The 17,474-nt window shown below is 67.8% G+C and carries 16 protein-coding genes; 4 read left to right on the forward strand and 12 right to left on the reverse strand.

Going from position 1 to position 17,474, the window contains the following annotated elements; translation table 11 throughout:
- Positions 1 to 113 precede the first annotated feature (113 nt).
- The 4 genes from AZL_RS13925 to AZL_RS13940 form a co-directional block, all read right to left on the reverse strand.
- The gene (locus tag AZL_RS13925; RefSeq protein WP_012975166.1) at positions 114 to 1,769 is read right to left on the reverse strand and encodes an acyl-CoA synthetase; all 1,656 of its coding nucleotides are present in this window, start codon (positions 1,767 to 1,769) and stop codon (positions 114 to 116) included.
- Positions 1,770 to 1,933: 164 nt separating this feature from the next.
- Positions 1,934 to 2,656 carry a response regulator transcription factor gene (locus tag AZL_RS13930; RefSeq protein ID WP_012975167.1) on the reverse strand — a complete coding sequence of 241 codons (723 nt, stop codon included), beginning with the start codon at positions 2,654 to 2,656 and terminating at the stop codon, positions 1,934 to 1,936.
- 64 nt (positions 2,657 to 2,720) lie between these two features.
- The gene (locus tag AZL_RS37515; protein WP_012975168.1) at positions 2,721 to 5,510 is read right to left on the reverse strand and encodes a cache domain-containing protein; all 2,790 of its coding nucleotides are present in this window, start codon (positions 5,508 to 5,510) and stop codon (positions 2,721 to 2,723) included.
- A gap of 135 nt (positions 5,511 to 5,645) precedes the next feature.
- Positions 5,646 to 7,040 (reverse strand): inorganic phosphate transporter, encoded by a 1,395-nt coding sequence (locus tag AZL_RS13940; RefSeq protein WP_247894221.1) that lies wholly within the window; start codon positions 7,038 to 7,040, stop codon positions 5,646 to 5,648.
- Between the two features lie 402 nt (positions 7,041 to 7,442).
- On the opposite strand from AZL_RS13940, the gene AZL_RS13945 reads away from it, so the two are divergent.
- Positions 7,443 to 7,937 (forward strand): sodium:solute symporter family transporter, encoded by a 495-nt coding sequence (locus AZL_RS13945; RefSeq protein ID WP_012975170.1) that lies wholly within the window; start codon positions 7,443 to 7,445, stop codon positions 7,935 to 7,937.
- 58 nt (positions 7,938 to 7,995) lie between these two features.
- On the opposite strand, the gene AZL_RS13950 is transcribed toward AZL_RS13945, so the two are convergent.
- Both AZL_RS13950 and AZL_RS13955 read right to left on the reverse strand, forming a co-directional pair.
- Positions 7,996 to 8,217 (reverse strand): hypothetical protein, encoded by a 222-nt coding sequence (locus AZL_RS13950; protein WP_012975171.1) that lies wholly within the window; start codon positions 8,215 to 8,217, stop codon positions 7,996 to 7,998.
- Positions 8,218 to 8,253: 36 nt separating this feature from the next.
- Positions 8,254 to 10,323: a sensor histidine kinase gene (locus tag AZL_RS13955; protein ID WP_247894222.1), complete on the reverse strand. Its 2,070-nt coding sequence runs from the start codon at positions 10,321 to 10,323 to the stop codon at positions 8,254 to 8,256.
- 337 nt (positions 10,324 to 10,660) lie between these two features.
- On the opposite strand from AZL_RS13955, the gene AZL_RS13960 reads away from it, so the two are divergent.
- Positions 10,661 to 10,903 carry a hypothetical protein gene (locus tag AZL_RS13960; RefSeq protein WP_148219326.1) on the forward strand — a complete coding sequence of 81 codons (243 nt, stop codon included), beginning with the start codon at positions 10,661 to 10,663 and terminating at the stop codon, positions 10,901 to 10,903.
- Complete coding sequence (locus tag AZL_RS13965) at positions 10,900 to 11,157, forward strand: hypothetical protein (protein ID WP_052293674.1); 258 nt, start codon at positions 10,900 to 10,902, stop codon at positions 11,155 to 11,157. The genes AZL_RS13960 and AZL_RS13965 overlap by 4 nt, the downstream gene beginning before the upstream one ends.
- A 13-nt stretch (positions 11,158 to 11,170) precedes the next feature.
- On the opposite strand, the gene irrA is transcribed toward AZL_RS13965, so the two are convergent.
- The 3 genes from irrA to AZL_RS13980 all read right to left on the reverse strand — a co-directional run bounded on the left by irrA (position 11,171) and on the right by AZL_RS13980 (position 14,220).
- Positions 11,171 to 11,593, reverse strand: a complete 423-nt coding sequence (irrA, locus tag AZL_RS13970) for an iron response transcriptional regulator IrrA (RefSeq protein WP_042443859.1) — start codon at positions 11,591 to 11,593, stop codon at positions 11,171 to 11,173.
- 232 nt (positions 11,594 to 11,825) lie between these two features.
- Complete coding sequence (locus AZL_RS13975) at positions 11,826 to 13,223, reverse strand: NAD(P)H-dependent flavin oxidoreductase (protein WP_012975175.1); 1,398 nt, start codon at positions 13,221 to 13,223, stop codon at positions 11,826 to 11,828.
- A gap of 253 nt (positions 13,224 to 13,476) precedes the next feature.
- Positions 13,477 to 14,220, reverse strand: a complete 744-nt coding sequence (locus AZL_RS13980; RefSeq protein WP_012975176.1) for a glycerophosphoryl diester phosphodiesterase — start codon at positions 14,218 to 14,220, stop codon at positions 13,477 to 13,479.
- Positions 14,221 to 14,286: 66 nt separating this feature from the next.
- Between AZL_RS13980 and AZL_RS13985 the strand changes: the two genes are divergently transcribed.
- Complete coding sequence (locus AZL_RS13985) at positions 14,287 to 15,324, forward strand: lysine-2,3-aminomutase-like protein (RefSeq protein WP_012975177.1); 1,038 nt, start codon at positions 14,287 to 14,289, stop codon at positions 15,322 to 15,324.
- A 10-nt stretch (positions 15,325 to 15,334) separates the two neighbouring features.
- Here AZL_RS13985 and AZL_RS13990 read toward each other — a convergent pair whose 3' ends face one another.
- From AZL_RS13990 to lptE, 3 genes are read right to left on the reverse strand one after another with little or no spacing between them, the layout of a single operon-like run.
- Complete coding sequence (locus AZL_RS13990) at positions 15,335 to 15,862, reverse strand: tryptophan-rich sensory protein (RefSeq protein WP_012975178.1); 528 nt, start codon at positions 15,860 to 15,862, stop codon at positions 15,335 to 15,337.
- 49 nt (positions 15,863 to 15,911) lie between these two features.
- Entirely contained in the window at positions 15,912 to 16,937 is a 1,026-nt protein-coding gene (gene holA, locus AZL_RS13995; protein ID WP_012975179.1) for a DNA polymerase III subunit delta, read from the reverse strand.
- A gap of 18 nt (positions 16,938 to 16,955) precedes the next feature.
- Positions 16,956 to 17,462, reverse strand: coding sequence for an LPS assembly lipoprotein LptE (gene lptE, locus AZL_RS14000; protein WP_042443202.1), 507 nt, complete (start codon positions 17,460 to 17,462; stop codon positions 16,956 to 16,958).
- Positions 17,463 to 17,474: the final 12 nt, after the last annotated feature.

A 17,474-nucleotide genomic window follows, 5' to 3' on the forward strand; every position in this document is an offset into this window, starting at 1 on the left:
CCTCCCCCGGCCGCCGAAGGCCGGTCCGATCAAGGGAAAGGGGGCGGGACGCTTGGCAAGGGTCAGCAAAGGAACGGGGGAGGGTTAGGAAGGGGGCGAAACGCCCCCGCCCCTTACAGCTCCTCGGTCTGCTTGCGCAGGACGTATTTCTGGATCTTGCCGGTGGAGGTCTTCGGCAACGGGCCGAACACCACCGTGCGCGGGCACTTGAAGTGGGCCATGTGCGACCGGCAGAAGGCGATGATGTCGGCCTCGGTCGCGCTGGCGCCGTCCTTCAGGGTGACGAAGGCACAGGGCGTCTCGCCCCACTTCTCGTCATGGCGGGCGACGACGGCGGCCTCCAACACGTCGGGATGCTTGTAGAGCACATCCTCCACCTCGATCGACGAGATGTTCTCGCCGCCGGAGATGATGATGTCCTTCGAGCGGTCCTTGATCTCGACATAGCCGTCCTCATGCCAGACGGCGAGGTCGCCGGTGTGGAACCAGCCGCCGGCGAAGGCCTCCTCGGTCGCTTTGGGATTCTTCAGATAACCCTTCATGACGTTGTTGCCGCGCATCATGATCTCGCCCATGCTGCGGCCGTCCTTCGGCACCGGCTCCAGCGTGAAGGGATCGGCGACGATCACCGCCTCCAGCATCGGGCCGCGTACGCCCTGACGCGCCTTGATCGCCGCCTTCCCGTCGAGCGACAGGCCGTCCCAGCGGTCATGCCAGACGCAGACGACGGTCGGGCCATAGCATTCGGTCAGGCCGTAGACATGGGTGACCTCCCAGCCCATGCGCTCCATGCCGGCGATGACGGCGGCCGGCGGGGCGGCGCCGGCCACCATCACCTTGACCTTGTGCCCGATGCCCTGCTTCAGCTCCGCCGGCGCGTTGTTCAGCATGTTGAGGACGATGGGGGCGCCGCAGAAGTTGGTCACCCGCTCCTCGCGGATCAGCGTCAGGACGGCGTCGGGGCGGACCTGACGCAGGCAGACGGCGGTTCCGGCGGTGACCGCGATGGTCCAGGGGAAGCACCAGCCGTTGCAATGGAACATCGGCAGCGTCCACAGATAGACGGGCGCGTCGCCCATGTTCCAGGACAACGCGTTCGACACCGCGTTCAGATAGGCGCCACGATGGTGGTAGACGACGCCCTTGGGGTTGCCGGTGGTGCCGGAGGTGTAGTTCAGCGCGATCGCCTGCCATTCGTCGGCCGGCGGGGTCCAGGGATGTTCGGTGCCGACGTCGCTGATGAAGGCCTCATAGTCGCGGTCGCCGATCAGTTCGCCGCCGCTATAGGCCGGGTCGTCGATGTCGACCACCGGGATCGGCGCGTCGAGCAGGGCCAGCGCCTTCTTCGCGACGCCGGAAAATTCGCGGTCGACGATCAGGATCTTCGCCTCGCCATGCTTCAGGATGAAGGCGATGGCTTCGGCGTCCAGGCGGGTGTTGATGGCGTTCAGCACGGCGCCGGCCAGCGGCACGCCGAAATGCGCCTCGAACAGCTCCGGCGTGTTGGCGGCCAGCATGGCGACGGTGTCGCCGGTGCCGATGCCGCCATTCACCAGCGCCGCCGCCAGACGGCGCACGCGGCCGAAGGTCTCGGCCCAGGTCCGGCGCACCGGGCCATGGACCACGGCGGGCCGGTCGGGCCAGACGGACGCGGCGCGCTCCAGGAAGGTCAGCGGCGTCAGGGCGACGAAATTGGCGGCGTTGCGGTCGAGGTCGCGCTCGTAAGGATTGGCGCTGGCATCGGCTGCGGCGGCGGCAGGTGCACTCATCGGACCGTTCTCCCCAGAGGTTCTTTGTTGCATACCGGCATTTGGGCGCGGCGGCGTTGGAAACAGCCTGTAGCAGATCAGCTTTGCGCAACTTTCTCAGGATTATGACCAATTGTTATTGGCGGTACGGCACCCATCGCCACAACCCGGTCACCGCGCCCCCATCACCGCAACCACGTCACATCGGCGGCGAACAGATAGCCGGCGCCATAGACCGTCTTGATCAGCCGCGGCGTGCGCGGATCCTCCTCGATCTTCTTGCGGATGCGCGATACCCGGACATCGATGCTGCGGTCATAGGGAAGATCGTCGCGATCCTGGTCGGGGCCTTGCAGATGCTCGCGCGACAGCACCCGCTTGGGCGCCTTCAGCAGGGTCAGCAACAGCGACGCCTCCGCCGCGGTCAGGCTGTCCTGCCGGCCGTCGTCGGCGGTCAGCGTCAGGTCGCCGAGATCGAACACCCAGCGGCCGAAGCGCGCCCGCGCGGTCTCCGTCGCGGCGGTCGCACCGGCAAGCTGTTCGCGGCGGCGGATGGCGCTGTTGACGCGGGCGACCAGTTCGCGCGGCTCGAAGGGCTTCACGACATAATCGTCCGCCCCCAGCTCCAGCCCCAGCACGCGGTCGGAGGTGCCGCCGCGCCCCGACAGGATGATGACGCCGAAGCGGACATCCTCCCAAAGCTCGCGCACCAGGGTCAGCCCGTCCATGTCCGGCAGGCCGAGATCGACCAGGCACAGGTCGGGGGCCTGGCGCCGGATCGCCGCCAGCGCCTCCCGCCCGCTGGCCCAGCCGCTCACCTCATAGCCGTAGCCTTCCAGGATGTCGGCCACCAGCCGGCGGATGTCGGCCTCGTCCTCGATCACATAGATGCGCTTCTTCCGTCCCACGCGCGTTTCCCCTCGGCACTGGCCGCCCCGCTTATTCCGGGTGCGTTCCGTCGGCCCGATCCTATCAGACCGGGGCGGAGTCCGCGGCGTGGCCGATGGCCGCCACCAGATCCCGCTTGTCCCATGGCTTGGTCAGTATGACGGCATCGGCCGGAAGGTCGCCATAGCCGACGGTGAATCCGCTGACCAGAACCACCCGCATGGCGGGCCGCAGCCGCCGGGCGCGCCGGGCCAGCTCCACCCCCGACAGGCCGGGCATGACGATGTCGGAGACCAGCAGCGACAGCCCGTCGATCTGCCCGACCAGTTCCGCCGCCTCGTCGCCGCTCGCCGCCTCGACGACCGAGAAGCCGAGATCGACCAGCTGCCGGCGCATCACCTGCCGGACATCGTCATTGTCCTCCGCCACCAGCGCCAGCTGGCCGGACCATCCGCCGGACTGCGGTTCAGCCGCCACCGGCTCGGACTCCGGCATCCGCGGCACCGGCTCGGCGCGCGGCAGCAGCAGGGTGACGGCGGTCCCCGCCCCCGACCGGCTATCGATGCGCAGATAGCCGCGCGACTGCTTGACGAAGCCGTAGACCATCGACAGCCCCAGCCCCGACCCCAGCGCCTTGGTGGTGAAGAAGGGCTCCACCGCGCGGGCCAGCGCCTCCGCCGTGAAACCGCTGCCGGTGTCGGCGACGCGGATTTCCAGATAATCGTCGGGCCGGACCGGCTCGTCGAAGGACTGGTCGCCCTCCAGGCGGCGGACACCGACCGCGATGTCGAGCCGGCCGCCGGCGGGCATGGCGTCGCGGGCATTGATGGCGAGATTGACCAGCGCGTTCTCCAGCTGGGTCTGGTCGGCGATGGTCCAGCAGTCCAGCCCCTCCTCCGGCACGCCGATGGCGATGGAGCTGGGAAAGGACCGGCGCAGCAGGACCGCCATGTCGCGCAGCAGGCCGCACAGCTCGACCGGCTCCGGCTTCAGCGGCTGCTGGCGGGAGAAGGCGAGCAGCCGGGCGGTGATGTCGGCGCCGCGGCGGCCGGCGCGCTGGGCCGGCTCCAGATAGGAGTCCAGCCCCTCGACGGCGGCGTAGCGGTCGCGCGCCGCCGACAGGTTGCCGATGATGATCGACAGCAGGTTGTTGAAGTCGTGGGCCAGCCCGCCGGAAAGCTGGCCGACCGCCTTCAGCCGCTGCGCCTCCACCAGCTGGCGTTCGGTCTGCTTCTCGTCGGTGATGTCCAAGGTCAGCACGAACAGGCCGGTGACGGCCCCCTCCTCCGTTCCGCCCTCGCCATGATGGGGGATCAGGGTGGTCTTGGTGACGATGTCGCGGCCCTTGCGCGGGAAGGCGTATTCGAAGGTCGCCACCTCGCCCGCCAGGCAGCGGTCGAGATGGGGCGCCAGCGCCACCATGGCGCGCCGGCCGACCACCTCGGCAAGGTCGCGGCCGATCACCTCGGCCTTGTCGCGGCCGACCAGTTCGGCCCAGCGCAGGTTTGCGAAGGTCAGCCGGCCATCGCGGTCGAGCCCGGCGATGCAGGCGGGAATCGCGTCGAGGATCACGCGCTGCCGCGTCTCCACCTCCGCCAGCGCGGCGGTTCGGTCGCGCACCCGGCTGTCGAGGGTGGCGACGGTGTCGCGCAGCTGCCGGACCATGCCGTCGAAGGCCGACGCCAGCAGCCCGATCTCGTCGCCGCGGCGGATGCCGCTCTGGGCATCGAGGTCGCCGGAACGGACCTGCGCCGCGGTGGCGGCCAGCCGGCGCAGGGGCCGGACCAGCCGGCCGACCGCGACATAGCCCAGCAGGCTGCCCGCCGCCATCAGCGCCATGCCGATGGCGAGGATACGGTTGCCCAGCACCACCGACGACCGCCGCAGCTCGTCGACATAGACCGAAGAGGCGATGTACCAGCCGAACCCCTCGAAATGCCGGACCCAGCTGATCTTCTCATAGGCGTAGTTGCCGGGATCGTCGGGCTTGTCCCACAGGTAGGTCAACGGCTCCCCCCTCGTCGCCGCGAGCTTCAGATCCTCGGCGATCGGATGGCCGGTGGCGGAATTCAGCCGGTCGCCGAAGGCCGTGCCCTCGATGTTCCCATTCGGGTGGATGATCATCCGGTTCGCCGAATCGAAGATGTAGAGATATCCCGTCCGGGCGATGCGCAGCTTGCGCAGGGCCTGGCGCAGATCCTCGATGGCGTCGGCCTTGCGGCGCTCGACCTCGGCGTCGACGTCGGCCAGATAGGCGCCGGTGCCGACGATGAGGCCGCGCCGGGGCAGATCCTTGAAGAAGCTGAGCTTCGGCGCCCGCTCGTCGCCATTGGGCCGCCACCACGGATAGGTCTGGAAGCCCTCCCCCTCCCGTTTGGCGGTGGCGACGATGGTGGGCAGGATGTGGCGGCCGAGCGTGTCGCGCAGATCGTCGGCCTTGCGCCCCTGATAGTCCGGCGAGGGGTGCGACAGAATCACGGAATCATAGCCGATGGCCCAGACATAATCGCCATTGCCGTAGCGCAGGGCGCGCAAACCCGCCATCGCCTCGCGCCGCGCCTCGTCCATCGTGATCTCGCCGCGGTCGGCGCGGGCATAGACATGCTCGATCGAGCCGACCGCCAGCTCCACCACGTCGCGCAGCCGGGCCTTGTAGGACTCCACCGTGGCGGTCCGCTGTTCCTCCAGCCCGACGCGGATGCGGCTGACCAGCTCGAACACGTTGTCGAGGATGGTGCGGCTGGCGTCGCGCTCGATCTCGTAGGCCTTCTCCTCGATGAAGGGGACGGAGAAGACGTAGGCCGCCGCCGAGAACAGCCCGAGCGAAATCAGGATCGCCGAGAACAGCCGGAGGAACAGGGGCGAGCGGATCATGGGGCGGCGTGACCAGCGGCGGGAGAGCGGGTTGCGCTCCCCAGTCTTTCAGCTTGCCAACCCCGGCTCAATCGCAAAGGGCACTCCCTGCCCTGCGGCAAGACGCGCCCTTTGGAAGATGCGGCCGATAGACGGCTAAAGACCGATGCTGACCACCAGATAGAGGCCGGCAGAGAACAGGGTCGCGCCCAGCAGCACGCAAACCGGCAGGGTCAACACCCAGGCCAGCAGCAGGTTGCGCAAGGTCCCCATCTGAAGGCCCGACTGGTTGGCCGCCATCGTGCCGGCTACGCCGGAGGAGAGGACGTGGGTGGTGCTGACCGGCAGGCCGAGAATGTCAGCGGCGCCGATTGTGGCCATCGCCACCAACTCGGCCGACGCGCCTTGGGCGTAGGTCAGGTGGGTCTTGCCGATCTTTTCGCCAACGGTGACGACAATGCGCTTCCAGCCGATCATCGTGCCGAAACCAAGAGCCACGGCGACCGCAACCTTGACCCAAGTCGGGATGAACTGGGTGGTCGCCTTCAACTCGTCACGGTAATTCGCCAGAGTCTTCTTGTCGTCCGCCGAGAATGGGTTCGGCGCCTTCAGAACCTTGCCGAACGCTTCGGTGACCAGATAGATGTCGGTGCGCAGCGTGCCGCGCGTGGCCGGGGCTATGTCGTTGAAGCTCCTGGCACCGTTCAGGCCAACGCGGATCGCCTTATTCTTCACCGCCAGCGCGGCATAGGTCTCTTCCACGACCTGGCCGGTGCGCAAGGTGGCCGACAAAGTGCTGTCGGGGTCGGCAACCGGGGTGGAGGTCTTGCCGGTCTGCTCCAGGATCACCGCCGCCTTGTCGGACAGGGCGGTCAGGCTCGCCAACTCATTCGCGCTGGTTCCCGGATTCAGGGCGTAGGTCGCCGGGACGATGCCGATCAGGATCAGCATGATCAGCCCCATGCCCTTTTGCCCGTCGTTGGAACCGTGGGCGAAGCTGACGCCGGTGCAGGTCAGGATCAGCAGGCCACGGATCCACAGCGGCGGCGGGGTGTCGCCCTTGGGCGCACTATACAGCTCCGGCTTGTGGATCAGCGCCTTGGCCAGCAGCAGCAGGACGGCGGCGCAGAAGAAGCCGACCAGCGGCGAAATCGCCAGCGCCATGCCGACCTCTTGCACCTTGCCCCAACTGACGCCCTCGCCAAAGGCCCGACCGCCGGCCAGGGCGGAGTTGGCCAGACCGACGCCGACAATCGAGCCGATCAGGGTGTGCGAGCTGGAGGCGGGCAGGCCGAGATACCAAGTGCCGAGATTCCAGATGATCGCAGACGCCAGCAGCGCCAGAACCATCGCGAACCCGGCGCCGGAGCCGACATTGACGATAAGTTCCACCGGCAGCAGGGCGATGATGCCGAACGCTACCGCCCCGGTGGACGTCAGCACACCCAGGAAATTCCAGAATCCCGACCAGACGACGGCGACGTTGGGTCGCAACGTGTTGGTGTAGATCACCGTGGCCACCGCGTTCGCGGTGTCATGGAAACCGTTCACAAACTCAAAGCCAAGCGCCAGAGTCAATGCAACAGCCAGCAGAACGATGCCCATTCCCGACAATGAGCCATCGAAAAACATATCCATCCCACCCCCCGAACAATTCATGAAACCCGGCGTGACACGGCTTCCGGCGATTGGTGGATGGCCTAATGATTGTCCGTGACGGCCAGGCTGTTCAGGACATGAAGTTTTCGTGAAAACGGGGATCACCGTACGAAACGCCGGCGTCGCCGGCGATCAGAACCGTGCGGGAACAACGCAAACAATTGTTGCCGAAAGCGGGCGCCACAATTCGTCATATTTCCGGGAAATTTGGGAAAAGCTGCTGGGGCAGACGATTGCCCAGGCTCCCCTGCGGGGCCAAGCAACGGGAAAAGACAGCCATCGTCTGGAGGAAGCATGCCAAACCCCTTCTGCGCACGGATTCGCCAGAACCCCAAATTCCATCAGTTGGTAACGAAGCGGAGCCGCCTGGTGCTGGGCGTGCTGGCCGTCGTGCTGGGGATCGCCTTCGAGAAGCCGAATGTCGCCTTCCTGGTCGGGCTGACCTTCGGCGTCGCCGCGTCGGTGAATTTCCCGGTGCTGATCCTGTCGATGTACTGGAAGGGGCTGACCACCCGCGGCGCGCTGGCCGGCGGCATCGCCGGCCTGATCTCGGCGGTCACGCTGGTGATCCTGTCGAACGCCGTCTGGGTCGTGGTGCTGAACAACCCGGCGCCGATCTTCCCCTACGAGCAGCCGGCCCTGTTCTCGATGACGCTGGCCTTCCTCGTCACCATCATCGTGTCGAAGCTGGACCGTAGCGCCTCGGCCAGCGCCGAGCGCGAGGCCTTCGCCGACCAGTTCGTCCGCTCCCAGACCGGCATCGGCGCCGCCGCGGCGGCCAAGCACTAACGGCCGGAGTCGAAACGGAAGGCGCCCTCCCCCATCGGGGACGGGCGCCTTCCCCCGATCACCCCGCCGAGACGCTGTTGTCCTTGCGGCGCGACAACTGCACCTGACCATCCTGGCATTTGACGTAACCGGTCTTGCCCGGCTTCAACCCGTCGAGGATGGTCACCAGCGCGCGCGGGATCGCCGCGAACTCCTTGGAGCCGCGCGACTGGCCGTTGTAGCTGGCGATGTGCTTGCGCAGTTCCTCCTTGGATACCGGCTTTCCATCATTCCCGATCATCCCGTCCGCCTTTCGCAGCATTGACCGCGGAGAGGCTTACGCCGGCATCCCGTCGGTCGCAACCGGCGGGGCGACCCGGCAGACGGGAAAACGGATGGTGGCGGCGGTACCGCAACCCGGCTCGCTGTCGAGCGACAGGCCGCCGCCATGCAGGGCCATCAGGTCGCGGCAGATCGACAGGCCCAGACCGGTCCCGCCGAACCGCGCGGGAATGCTGCTGTCGGCCTGTTGGAAGGGTTCGAGAATGCGGGCCAGCGCGTCGGCCGGGATGCCGATGCCGGTGTCGCGCACGGTGATGGCGATCCCGCCATCCTCCTCCCGCAGGGCGCTCACCGTCACCCGCCCGCCGCGGGGAGTGAACTTCACCGCGTTCGACAGCAGGTTCAACAGGACCTGCCGCAACGCCCGCTCGTCCGCCAGCAGCTTGGGCAGGCAGGGGGGACAATCGACCTCCAGCGTCACCCCGCCGGCATCGGCGGGAATGGCGGCCAGCGCCCGGCAGGTCTCGATGGCGTCCGCCGGCTCCAGCCAGCTTTCATCCAGCGTGTAGCGCCCCGCCTCCAGCTTCGACATGTCCAGCACGTCGTTGATGAGATCGAGCAGATGGCGCCCGCTGTTCTGCACATGGCGGACATAGTCGCGATAGCGCGGGCTGCCCAGCGGACCGAACAGCTCGTGCAGCATGATGTCGGAAAAGCCGATGATGGCGTTCAGCGGCGTGCGCAGCTCGTGGCTCATGGTCGCCAGGAAGGCGCTCTTGGCCCGGTTCGCCGCCTCCGCCTGATCGAGCGCCGCGGCGAGCCGTTCGGCCGCCTCGACCCGTTCGGTGATGTCGCGCGCCTCGACCACCAGCACCGTCACCGTCCCCTTCTCATCGAACACCGGCTTGATCGTCACATCCATCACGCGGGTGGCGCCATCGGTGACCACATCGGTCTCATAACGGACGAAGCGTCCCGAGGCCGCCTTTTCGATGGAATGGCGGAAGGCCGTCGCCAGTTCGTCCGTGCGGGCCCATCCGCGGATCTCCCAGGCGCGGTTCCCCACCAGCGCATCGGCCGGCAATCCGGCCAGGGCGCAGGCGGGCCGGTTCAGCCCCAACACCTGGCCATCGGGCGATAACAACCCCATGACCTGGAAACTGCTGTCGAACAGGGCCTGCGACCGCCGCTCGCTGGCCCGCAAGGCCTGGGTCGTCGTCTCCAGCCGCCCGAGTTGCCGCAACGCCAGCAGGGCCAGCAACGTCACCACAACCGACACCGCGGCGGTTTCCAGGATGCGCTTCAGTCGATCATTGTACCAGCCGGCGAGCACGTCGTCGGTTCTGATGCGGACATAGACGTAAAGCGGCCAGCCCGCGACGCGGCGGACGGTGCCGATGCGCTCGCGCCCCTCCGTGGGATCGAACCCCGACAAAGTCCGCGTGACCTCTCCGGCCGGCAGTCGGGGCAGGACGGACGCGAAGAAAGCCCGATTCTCGTCGAGAAAAGGCATGCTGCCCCGCGAATGGGCCAGCACCGTGCCATCCTCACGATAGAACAGGATGATGCTGAGCGGCCCGATATTCTGGGTCGCGTAGAGCCGGGTGAAGCGATCGAGGTCGATCACCGCCACCGCCATGGCGCTGCCGTTCGTCAGAGGCCGGACCACGGCGGCCCGCCAGCCGCCGTCCGCCTGGCGATAAGGTCCGATAAAGGCGGCCGATTCGCCGTGCACCGCCTCGGCCAGCGGACCATCGGCGATCCGGGCGACCTCGTCCAGGCCGGCGGACTGCCGCACCCGCCCATCCCGCTCAACGATCAGCAGGCTCCGCATCGCCGCTCCGGGACCGGCGGCGGCGCCCGGCACCCCCGCCGTTTCACCCAGCAGATAGGCGGGAATCGTTCCCTCGGCCGCTACGGCCCGAAGGGTATAGCCCGCCACCACCATGGCCCGGCGGGCATCCTCCTCCAGCAGGATCGACAGGTTCGCCGTCTGGCGCAGACCATCCTGGATCGCCCGGTCGCGCGTACGTTCGAGATCGGCATAGGCGACCAGCCAGAAGCCGGCGATCACCGCCACCAGCAGGCCGATGCGCATCGCGGCGACGGGCGGAAGGGAGGACAAGCGCCAACGCCTTCTCCGGGGGCCGCCGTCCGGTTCGGAGAGATCCATCAAAGGAAATGGTCCGCCGTATCTGAGGTCTGGAGAAGCGCCCGGCCAGAACGGCCAAACACGGCGGACTGTAGCATGCCGGAGTGGACATTTTCACCTTCGCATACCCCTGATTGCCGCCGGAGCGGGGATAGGGTGGCCGGATCGCACGGAAAATCAAAAAGCGGGAGTCCGCCTGATGCCTATCGAAGCATCAGGCGGACTCCAGGGACGGAAAAAGTTTGGCTCGACAAAGCCGTTTGCCCGCGCTTCTCTGCCCGGCACCGATGTGGAGGAGGACCCGGCCGGCATGCCGCAGGATTTCGTCGACAGCCTGTTTCAGGGGCCGCTCCTGGGGCTGATGCTGTTCCAGATCGCCATCGTCTGGCCGATGTCGCGCATCCTGCGACGGGCCGGCTTCTCGCCGCTGTGGGCCCTGTTCTCGCTGGTGCCCCTGGGGCATGTGGTGCCCATCGGCGTGATGGCGCACAGCCGCTGGCCGGTTCTGCCGGCACGTCAGACGCGCAAGGTCAAGGCACGGAGGACGGCATGACGGAAACCGTGATCCATCTCGGCTTCTGGGAGCTGCTGATCGGCTCCATCGTCACGATGTACATGCTGATCGCCGGCGGCTGGGTGCTGGCCAAGGCCGGGCGCAGCCCGCTGTGGATCCTGCTGCTGCTGTTCCCCTACCTCAACATCCTGGCGGTCTGGACCTTCGCCTTCATGCGCTGGCCCTTCGTCGACCGCAAACCCGCCCCGGCCGAAACGGCCCCAACCGAAACGCTTCCAGCCGACGAGGGGTGAAAGCCGCACGGGATCAGGCGTCCTCCTCGGTCAGGCGGACGATGATGTCGACCCGGGCGACGCGGGTGCCGGCGGGAGCGGGCGGCAGGTTCGGCACCATCAACCGGTCGGCGGGAATGTCCTCCAGCCGACCGGTCGATTCGACGAAGAAATGATGGTGCTCGCTGGTGTTGGTATCGAAGTAGGATTTACCCGCCTCGACCACCACCTCGCGCATCAGCCCGGCCGCGGTGAACTGGTTCAAAGTGTTGTAGACGGTGGCCAGCGACACCGGCAAATCGGCCGCCATCGCTTCGCCATGCAGTTGCTCCGCGGTGACATGCCGGTCGCAGCCCTCGAAAAGCAACCGGGCGAGGCCGAGACGCTGACGGGTCGGACGCAGTCCGGCACCGGTCAGCCGATCCAGGGCTCGCTTGAAAGGGCGTTCGGCGGTCATCATCGGCACGGCACCCGTACGGTCGGCGGAGATCAGGACTGGCGATCCGCGGCACTAGGCCGCACTTGGTTCAACTGTAGAACCTTTCGGAAAGGCGGCGCAAGCCATTGCCGCACCGGCGTCATCCGGGGCATCCCCAGGACGTCGTTCAACCAACGGTCCATGGTCACATGCGAAGGCCGCCGGCGGTTTCCCGCCGACGGCCCTGTACCTCGCACGATGCGGGGCCCGCTCAGTAACCGGTGGCGATCCGCTCCACCAGCTGCTTCACCGTCGGGATGAAGCCTTCCTTGTAGTAAGGGTCGCTGGAGAACCGATAGGCGTTGTGTCCGGCGAACATCAGCTGGTTTTCGCAGTCGTCGGTATGGCTGACCGCCTGAAGCGTCTTCTGGATGCAGAAGGAACGCGGATCGGCGCGCTTGCCGGTCGTCCCCTCCTCGTTCTGCATCCAGTTGGAGAAGCCGCAGGCCGACAGGCAGCCCATGCAATCGACCTGATCGCGCAGGATCCGCTCCGACTGCTGCGGCGTCACGAACACCAGCGTGCTGTCCGGCGTCTTCAGCGCGGTGGTGAAGCCCTGGGACAGCCAGCCTTCGGCGCGCTGCTTGTCGCTTTCCGTGACATAGACCGGACGGCCGCGCGGCCCGACCGGGAATTCGGCCGAATGCTCGCCGACCGGCTTGGACAGATAGGCGATCTGGCGCTCCGACCGGGCCATCAGGTCCAGGAGGAACGGATTCTTCACCGCCGACGAATAGAAGCCGGTGGGGGAGAAGCGGTTCAGAAAGACGTCGCCCGGCTGAAGCGCCACCAGCTTGCGCTTCCACGCCATGGAGATCGGGCTCTCCTGGGTCAGCAGCGGGCGGGTGCCGAACTGGAAGGCGACCGGCCCCAGGTCGGGGTTGTCGATCCAGTCCTCCCACTCCGACAGCCACCAGACGCCGCCCGCCATCACGATGGGGGTGTCGTTCAGCCCGAAGCTGTTCATCATCTGGCGCAGGGCGAGGACGCGGGGGAACGGATCCTCCGGCTTCTGCGGGTCCTCGGAGTTGGACAGGCCGTTGTGCCCGCCGGCCAGCCACGGATCCTCGTAGACCACGCCGCCCAGATTGTCGCGGAACTTGTGGTAGGCGCGCAGCCACAGAGCACGGAAGGCACGGGCCGACGACACGATCGGGTAGTAATGGACACCGTAGCGCACCGCGATCTCGGCGACCTTGTAGGGCATGCCGGCACCACAGGTGACGCCGTGGATCAGGCCCTGGGCGCCTTCCAGCACGCCATGCAGGATATGCTCGGCGCCGCCCATCTCCCACAGGACGTTCATGTGGATGCGGCCCTGGCCGTTCGACGCCTCATGCGCCATGCGCGCCTGGGCGATGCCGCCCTGGATGCCGAAGGCGATCAGCTCGTCATGGCGCTCGCGCCGGGTCTTGCCCTTGTAGATCTGCGGCAGAAGGTTGCCGTTCTCATCGTAGCTGTCGGCGTTGACACCGGAAAAGGTGCCAATCCCGCCGGCTGCCGCCCAGGCGCCGGAGCTTTCGCCGTTCGAAACGGCAATACCCTTGCCACCCTCGACGAGCGGCAAAACCTCCCGGCCGGACATCTGCAACGGCTTCAACGCCTTCAACGAACCCTCCAAAGACCGAACGTGGCGCCCCGCGGGGAGCCGGATCAAAAGCGGCGGACAACCAGACGACGAAAAGCTGCGCCGGAATCCGCATGGGTTCCGGCGGGATCGCCATTGCGGTTCTATATATGAGGAATCGGCGCGGCCTACGAGCGGATTCATCCCCCCGCGCAAAAAACGTTCATGAATTGCCGCAGTCGCGAACGGAAGCGTCAGCCTGTCAACCGATCTCCCGACGGCGGGCGCCCTCCCGTCAGGCGACGGGCTCCAACTCCCTCCCCAGCCGTCCGGGCGCGTCGGTGAAGACGGCCGAGACGCCCCAGCCGAACAGGGTCCTGGCGCGCTCCGCGTCGTTGACGGTATAGGCCAGGACCGGCCGGCCGGTGGCGCGGTATTCCGCCACGCTGTCGGCGGTTTGGCGGTCCTGGTGGACGTTGAGCGTCGCCGCCCCGACGCGGTCAGCGATGGCCGCCCAATCGGCCGGCGGATCCCACAGCAGATAGCCGCGCGGGATTTCCGGCCACAGCCGACGCGCGACCTCCAGACAGGGCGCCTCGAAACTGGAGAGCAGCAGCGGCCGCTCTGACGGCCAGAGCGGCCGCAGCGCGTTCAGCGCCACCTCGGCGGTGACCTCCTCCTGCCCCGGATAGGGCTTGATCTCCAGGTTCAGCCCCAAGCCAAGCTGGTGGACCAGCGCCACCGCCTCCTCCAGCATCGGAACCCGCTCGCCGACGAAGGCGGCATCGAACCAACGGCCGGCATCAAGTTGCCGCAACTCGGCCAGATCGAGCAGCGGGACCGGACCGGTTCCGGTGGTGGTGCGGTCCAGCGTATCGTCATGGATCAGCACCGGGCGCTGATCGCGCGTCAACATGACATCCACCTCCACCCAGCGGGCGCCCTGGCGGGCGGCCTCGCGGATCGAGGCGAGCGTGTTTTCCGGGGCGCTTTCCTTGGCGCCGCGATGGCCGATCAGGCGGGGAAGAGTCGACAGCATGGGTCTCGCAGGAGTAAGAGCGGTCGCTTTCCTACATGACCCATTCCGTCGAGGCGGGAAAGAGCGATGAAGGCCCTGCACAGCGTTTCCGATCTGGTGGCCGCCGGGCTGATGACGGCCGAGGCGGGCGACGCCGTGCGTACGGTCGCCGACCGCTATGCCGTGGCGCTGACCCCGTACCTGCGCGAGGCCCTTGCCGGGCGTACCGACCCGCAGGACCCGCTCTATGCCCAGTATGTCCCCTCCCCCGCCGAGGCGCACAGCACGCCGGAGGAGCGCGAGGACCCCATCGGCGACGTGGCGCGCAGCCCGGTCAAGGGCATCGTCCACCGCTATCCCGACCGGGTGCTGCTGAAGCCGCTGCATGCCTGCGCCGTCTATTGCCGCTTCTGCTTCCGCCGCGAGATGGTCGGTCCGGGCGGCGAGGCGCTGACCGCGGAGGAGCTGGACGCCGCCCTGGCCTACATCCGCGACCATGAGCAGGTGTGGGAGGTGGTGATCACCGGCGGTGATCCGCTGCTGCTGTCACCGCGCCGGCTGCGGGGGATCGTCCAGGCGCTGTCGGCGATGCCGCATGTCGGCGTCGTCCGACTGCACAGCCGCATTCCCGCCGCCGATCCCGACCGCCTCACGCCGGAGCTGGTGGAGGCGCTGACCGCCCCCGACCTCGCCACCTGGATCGCCGTCCACATCAACCATGCCGACGAACTGACGGCGCCGGTGCGGGCGGCCCTCGCCCGGCTGGTCGGGGCCGGCATCCCGCTGGTCGGCCAGACCGTGCTGCTGAAAGGCATCAACGACAGCCATGCCGCGCTGGAGGCCCTGTTCCGCGGCATGGTCCGCAACCGGGTGAAACCCTATTACCTGCACCATCCCGACCTCGCCGCCGGCACCAGCCATTTCCGCCCGACCCTGGCGGAGGGGCGGGCGCTGGTGACCGGCCTGCGCGGGAAGCTATCCGGCCTGTGCCAGCCCACCTACGTCCTCGACATTCCCGGCGGCCACGGCAAGGCGCCGGCCGCCCCGGCCTGGATCGAGGAAGAGGGCGAGGAGCGCTATCGCGTCACCGACTTCACCGGCCGGGTCCACGATTACCGGGGGTGAGATACACGCCTCACCACAAGGCCGGCGTGCCGAACAGCCGATCGGGATTGATCAGCGCATTGTGGATGCCGACCACCGAGGCAAAGCCGGTCCACAGGATCAGCGGCGTCCAGATCAGCGCGATGCCGCGGTCGTCCCGCGCCACCAGCGCGATACAGGCCGAGGTGATGATGAGGAAGGAGATCGTCCAGACGGCGGCAAGGATCGGGCTGCCCCAGGTGAAATAGACCAGGCTGAAGGTGGCGTAGATCACCCAGGTCACCGCCTGGAGCGTGATCAGAAGCCCGCGCCGGCCAATTCGCCGCGCCGGATCGAGCAGGCGGATGTCGCCCCAGATCTGGAAGACGTTCAGCGAGAACCACATCACCGGGAAGACCCAGCCCGGCGGCTGGAGCGGCGAGGGCTGGTGCCCGGCGAAGGGCTGCCCGCCGCGTTCGACGAAGCCCCAGCCATTGACGATGATCCAGAACAGCAGGGGTTGCCACCAGCGCACCCGGAAGGGGGCGGGCGGTGGCGCGGTGTGGATGGCGTCGCTCATGCCCCGCCAGATAGCGCATCGGCGGGACTGGTCAAGCCGGCGCCTTCCGTCAGCGCCGGGCCCCCAGTGAGGCGAGCTGGAACAGCACGCGGGCGCACAACGTCTCGTCCGGCATGTTGGTGCGCTTGCAATCGGCCTCGGCATCGACCAGCCGCTCCAACGCCTGACGGACATGGTTGGACGACCAGTGGCGGGCCTGTTTGACCAGCCGGGTCTTCAGCTTGAAGAACACCGGCGGACGCAGCGACTCGACGGCGGCCTCCGGCGACTTGCCGGCGGCGACCTGGACGCAGAGCAGTTGCAGCCGCTGGAAATGGCGCTGGGCGCCGCGCAGGATCGGCACGGGAGAGGTGCCCTCGGCGAACAGCCGGGCCAGCGAGCGGTCGAGCGTGGCGAAATCGCCCTCCGCCGCCGCCCAGACCGGCTCGTCCATCGACAGGGCGGCGCTGTCGCCGATGCAGGCCTGGGCATCCTCCAGCCGCACCCGCTTGTCCTTGCCCATGTAGAGCGCCAGCTTCTCGACCTCGCCGCGCGCGACCATGCGGTCGCCGACCAGATTGGCGGCCAGGAAACCCAGCACGTCGGGATCGGCGGTCAACCCGTGGCCCTGAAGGATGTCGGCGATGACCCGGCCGAGCGACGCCTCCTCCTCGACATAGCAGGGGATGGCGGCGGCGGCATCATCCCCCTCGAACAGGAGCCGCAGCTTCGAGCGGGCCGACAGGTCGCCCGCCTCGACCACCACGAGGCTGTCACCCGGCGGCAGACTTTCAAGGAAGGCGGTGAAGGCGGCGGCGCAATTGTCCTCGGCGTCGCGGACCCGGATCAGGCGCCGGCCGCCGGTGAAGGAGATCGCCGCCGCCTCGTCGGCCAGCCGGGCCGGATCGTCAGCCAGCGCGCGGCCAAGGAATTCGGCGACGCGGAAGGGATCGGACAGGTCCGGCACCACCGTCTTGCCCAGCGTCTGGGCGCGGTCGCGGACAAGGCCCGAATCGGGGCCATAAAGCAGCACCGCCCGGACCTTGCGGTCCGGGCTGCGCAGAAAACCGTCGATCGCCTTGGGCTGGAGCTTCACCCGCGCATCCCCGGCCGGTCAGGACCCGCGGCCGAGAAACATGGCGACGCGGGTGGTGATGTCGTTGGAAATATCGTCGAGCGCCCGGTCATAGGCGTTCTGAACCGTCACGATGGCGGCGTAATGCTGCTCCAGCGTGTTGTAGCTGATCATCGAGCGCGAGCTGGACTGGAACACCACCCGTCCCGTCTGGGTGTCGGTCAGGCGGTAGGGGGCGTTGACCAGCAGCTGGGCGCGCACCGCGGTGGCGTCCTTCTGCAAAGCCAGTTTCTGTTCCGACGCCGACAGCGCCACATCCAGCCGATAGCGCGGATTGCTCGGCCGCTCCGACGGATAGAAGCGGTCGATCAGCAGGTTGCGGAGCTTCTGCCCTTCCCGGTCGGGGATCGACGCGATGTCGACCTCCATCAGCCGGTCCGACGCGGCGGCCCCGACTCCCTGGCCGCCATAGAGCGGCTGGAAACCGCAGCCCGACAGGGAGGCCGCCGACAGGCCGAGCGCGAGGGCGAACAGCCCCCGCGCCATGGCCTTACGGAG

The organism is Azospirillum sp. B510, assembly GCF_000010725.1.
In the GTDB taxonomy this organism is placed as follows: domain Bacteria; phylum Pseudomonadota; class Alphaproteobacteria; order Azospirillales; family Azospirillaceae; genus Azospirillum; species Azospirillum lipoferum_B.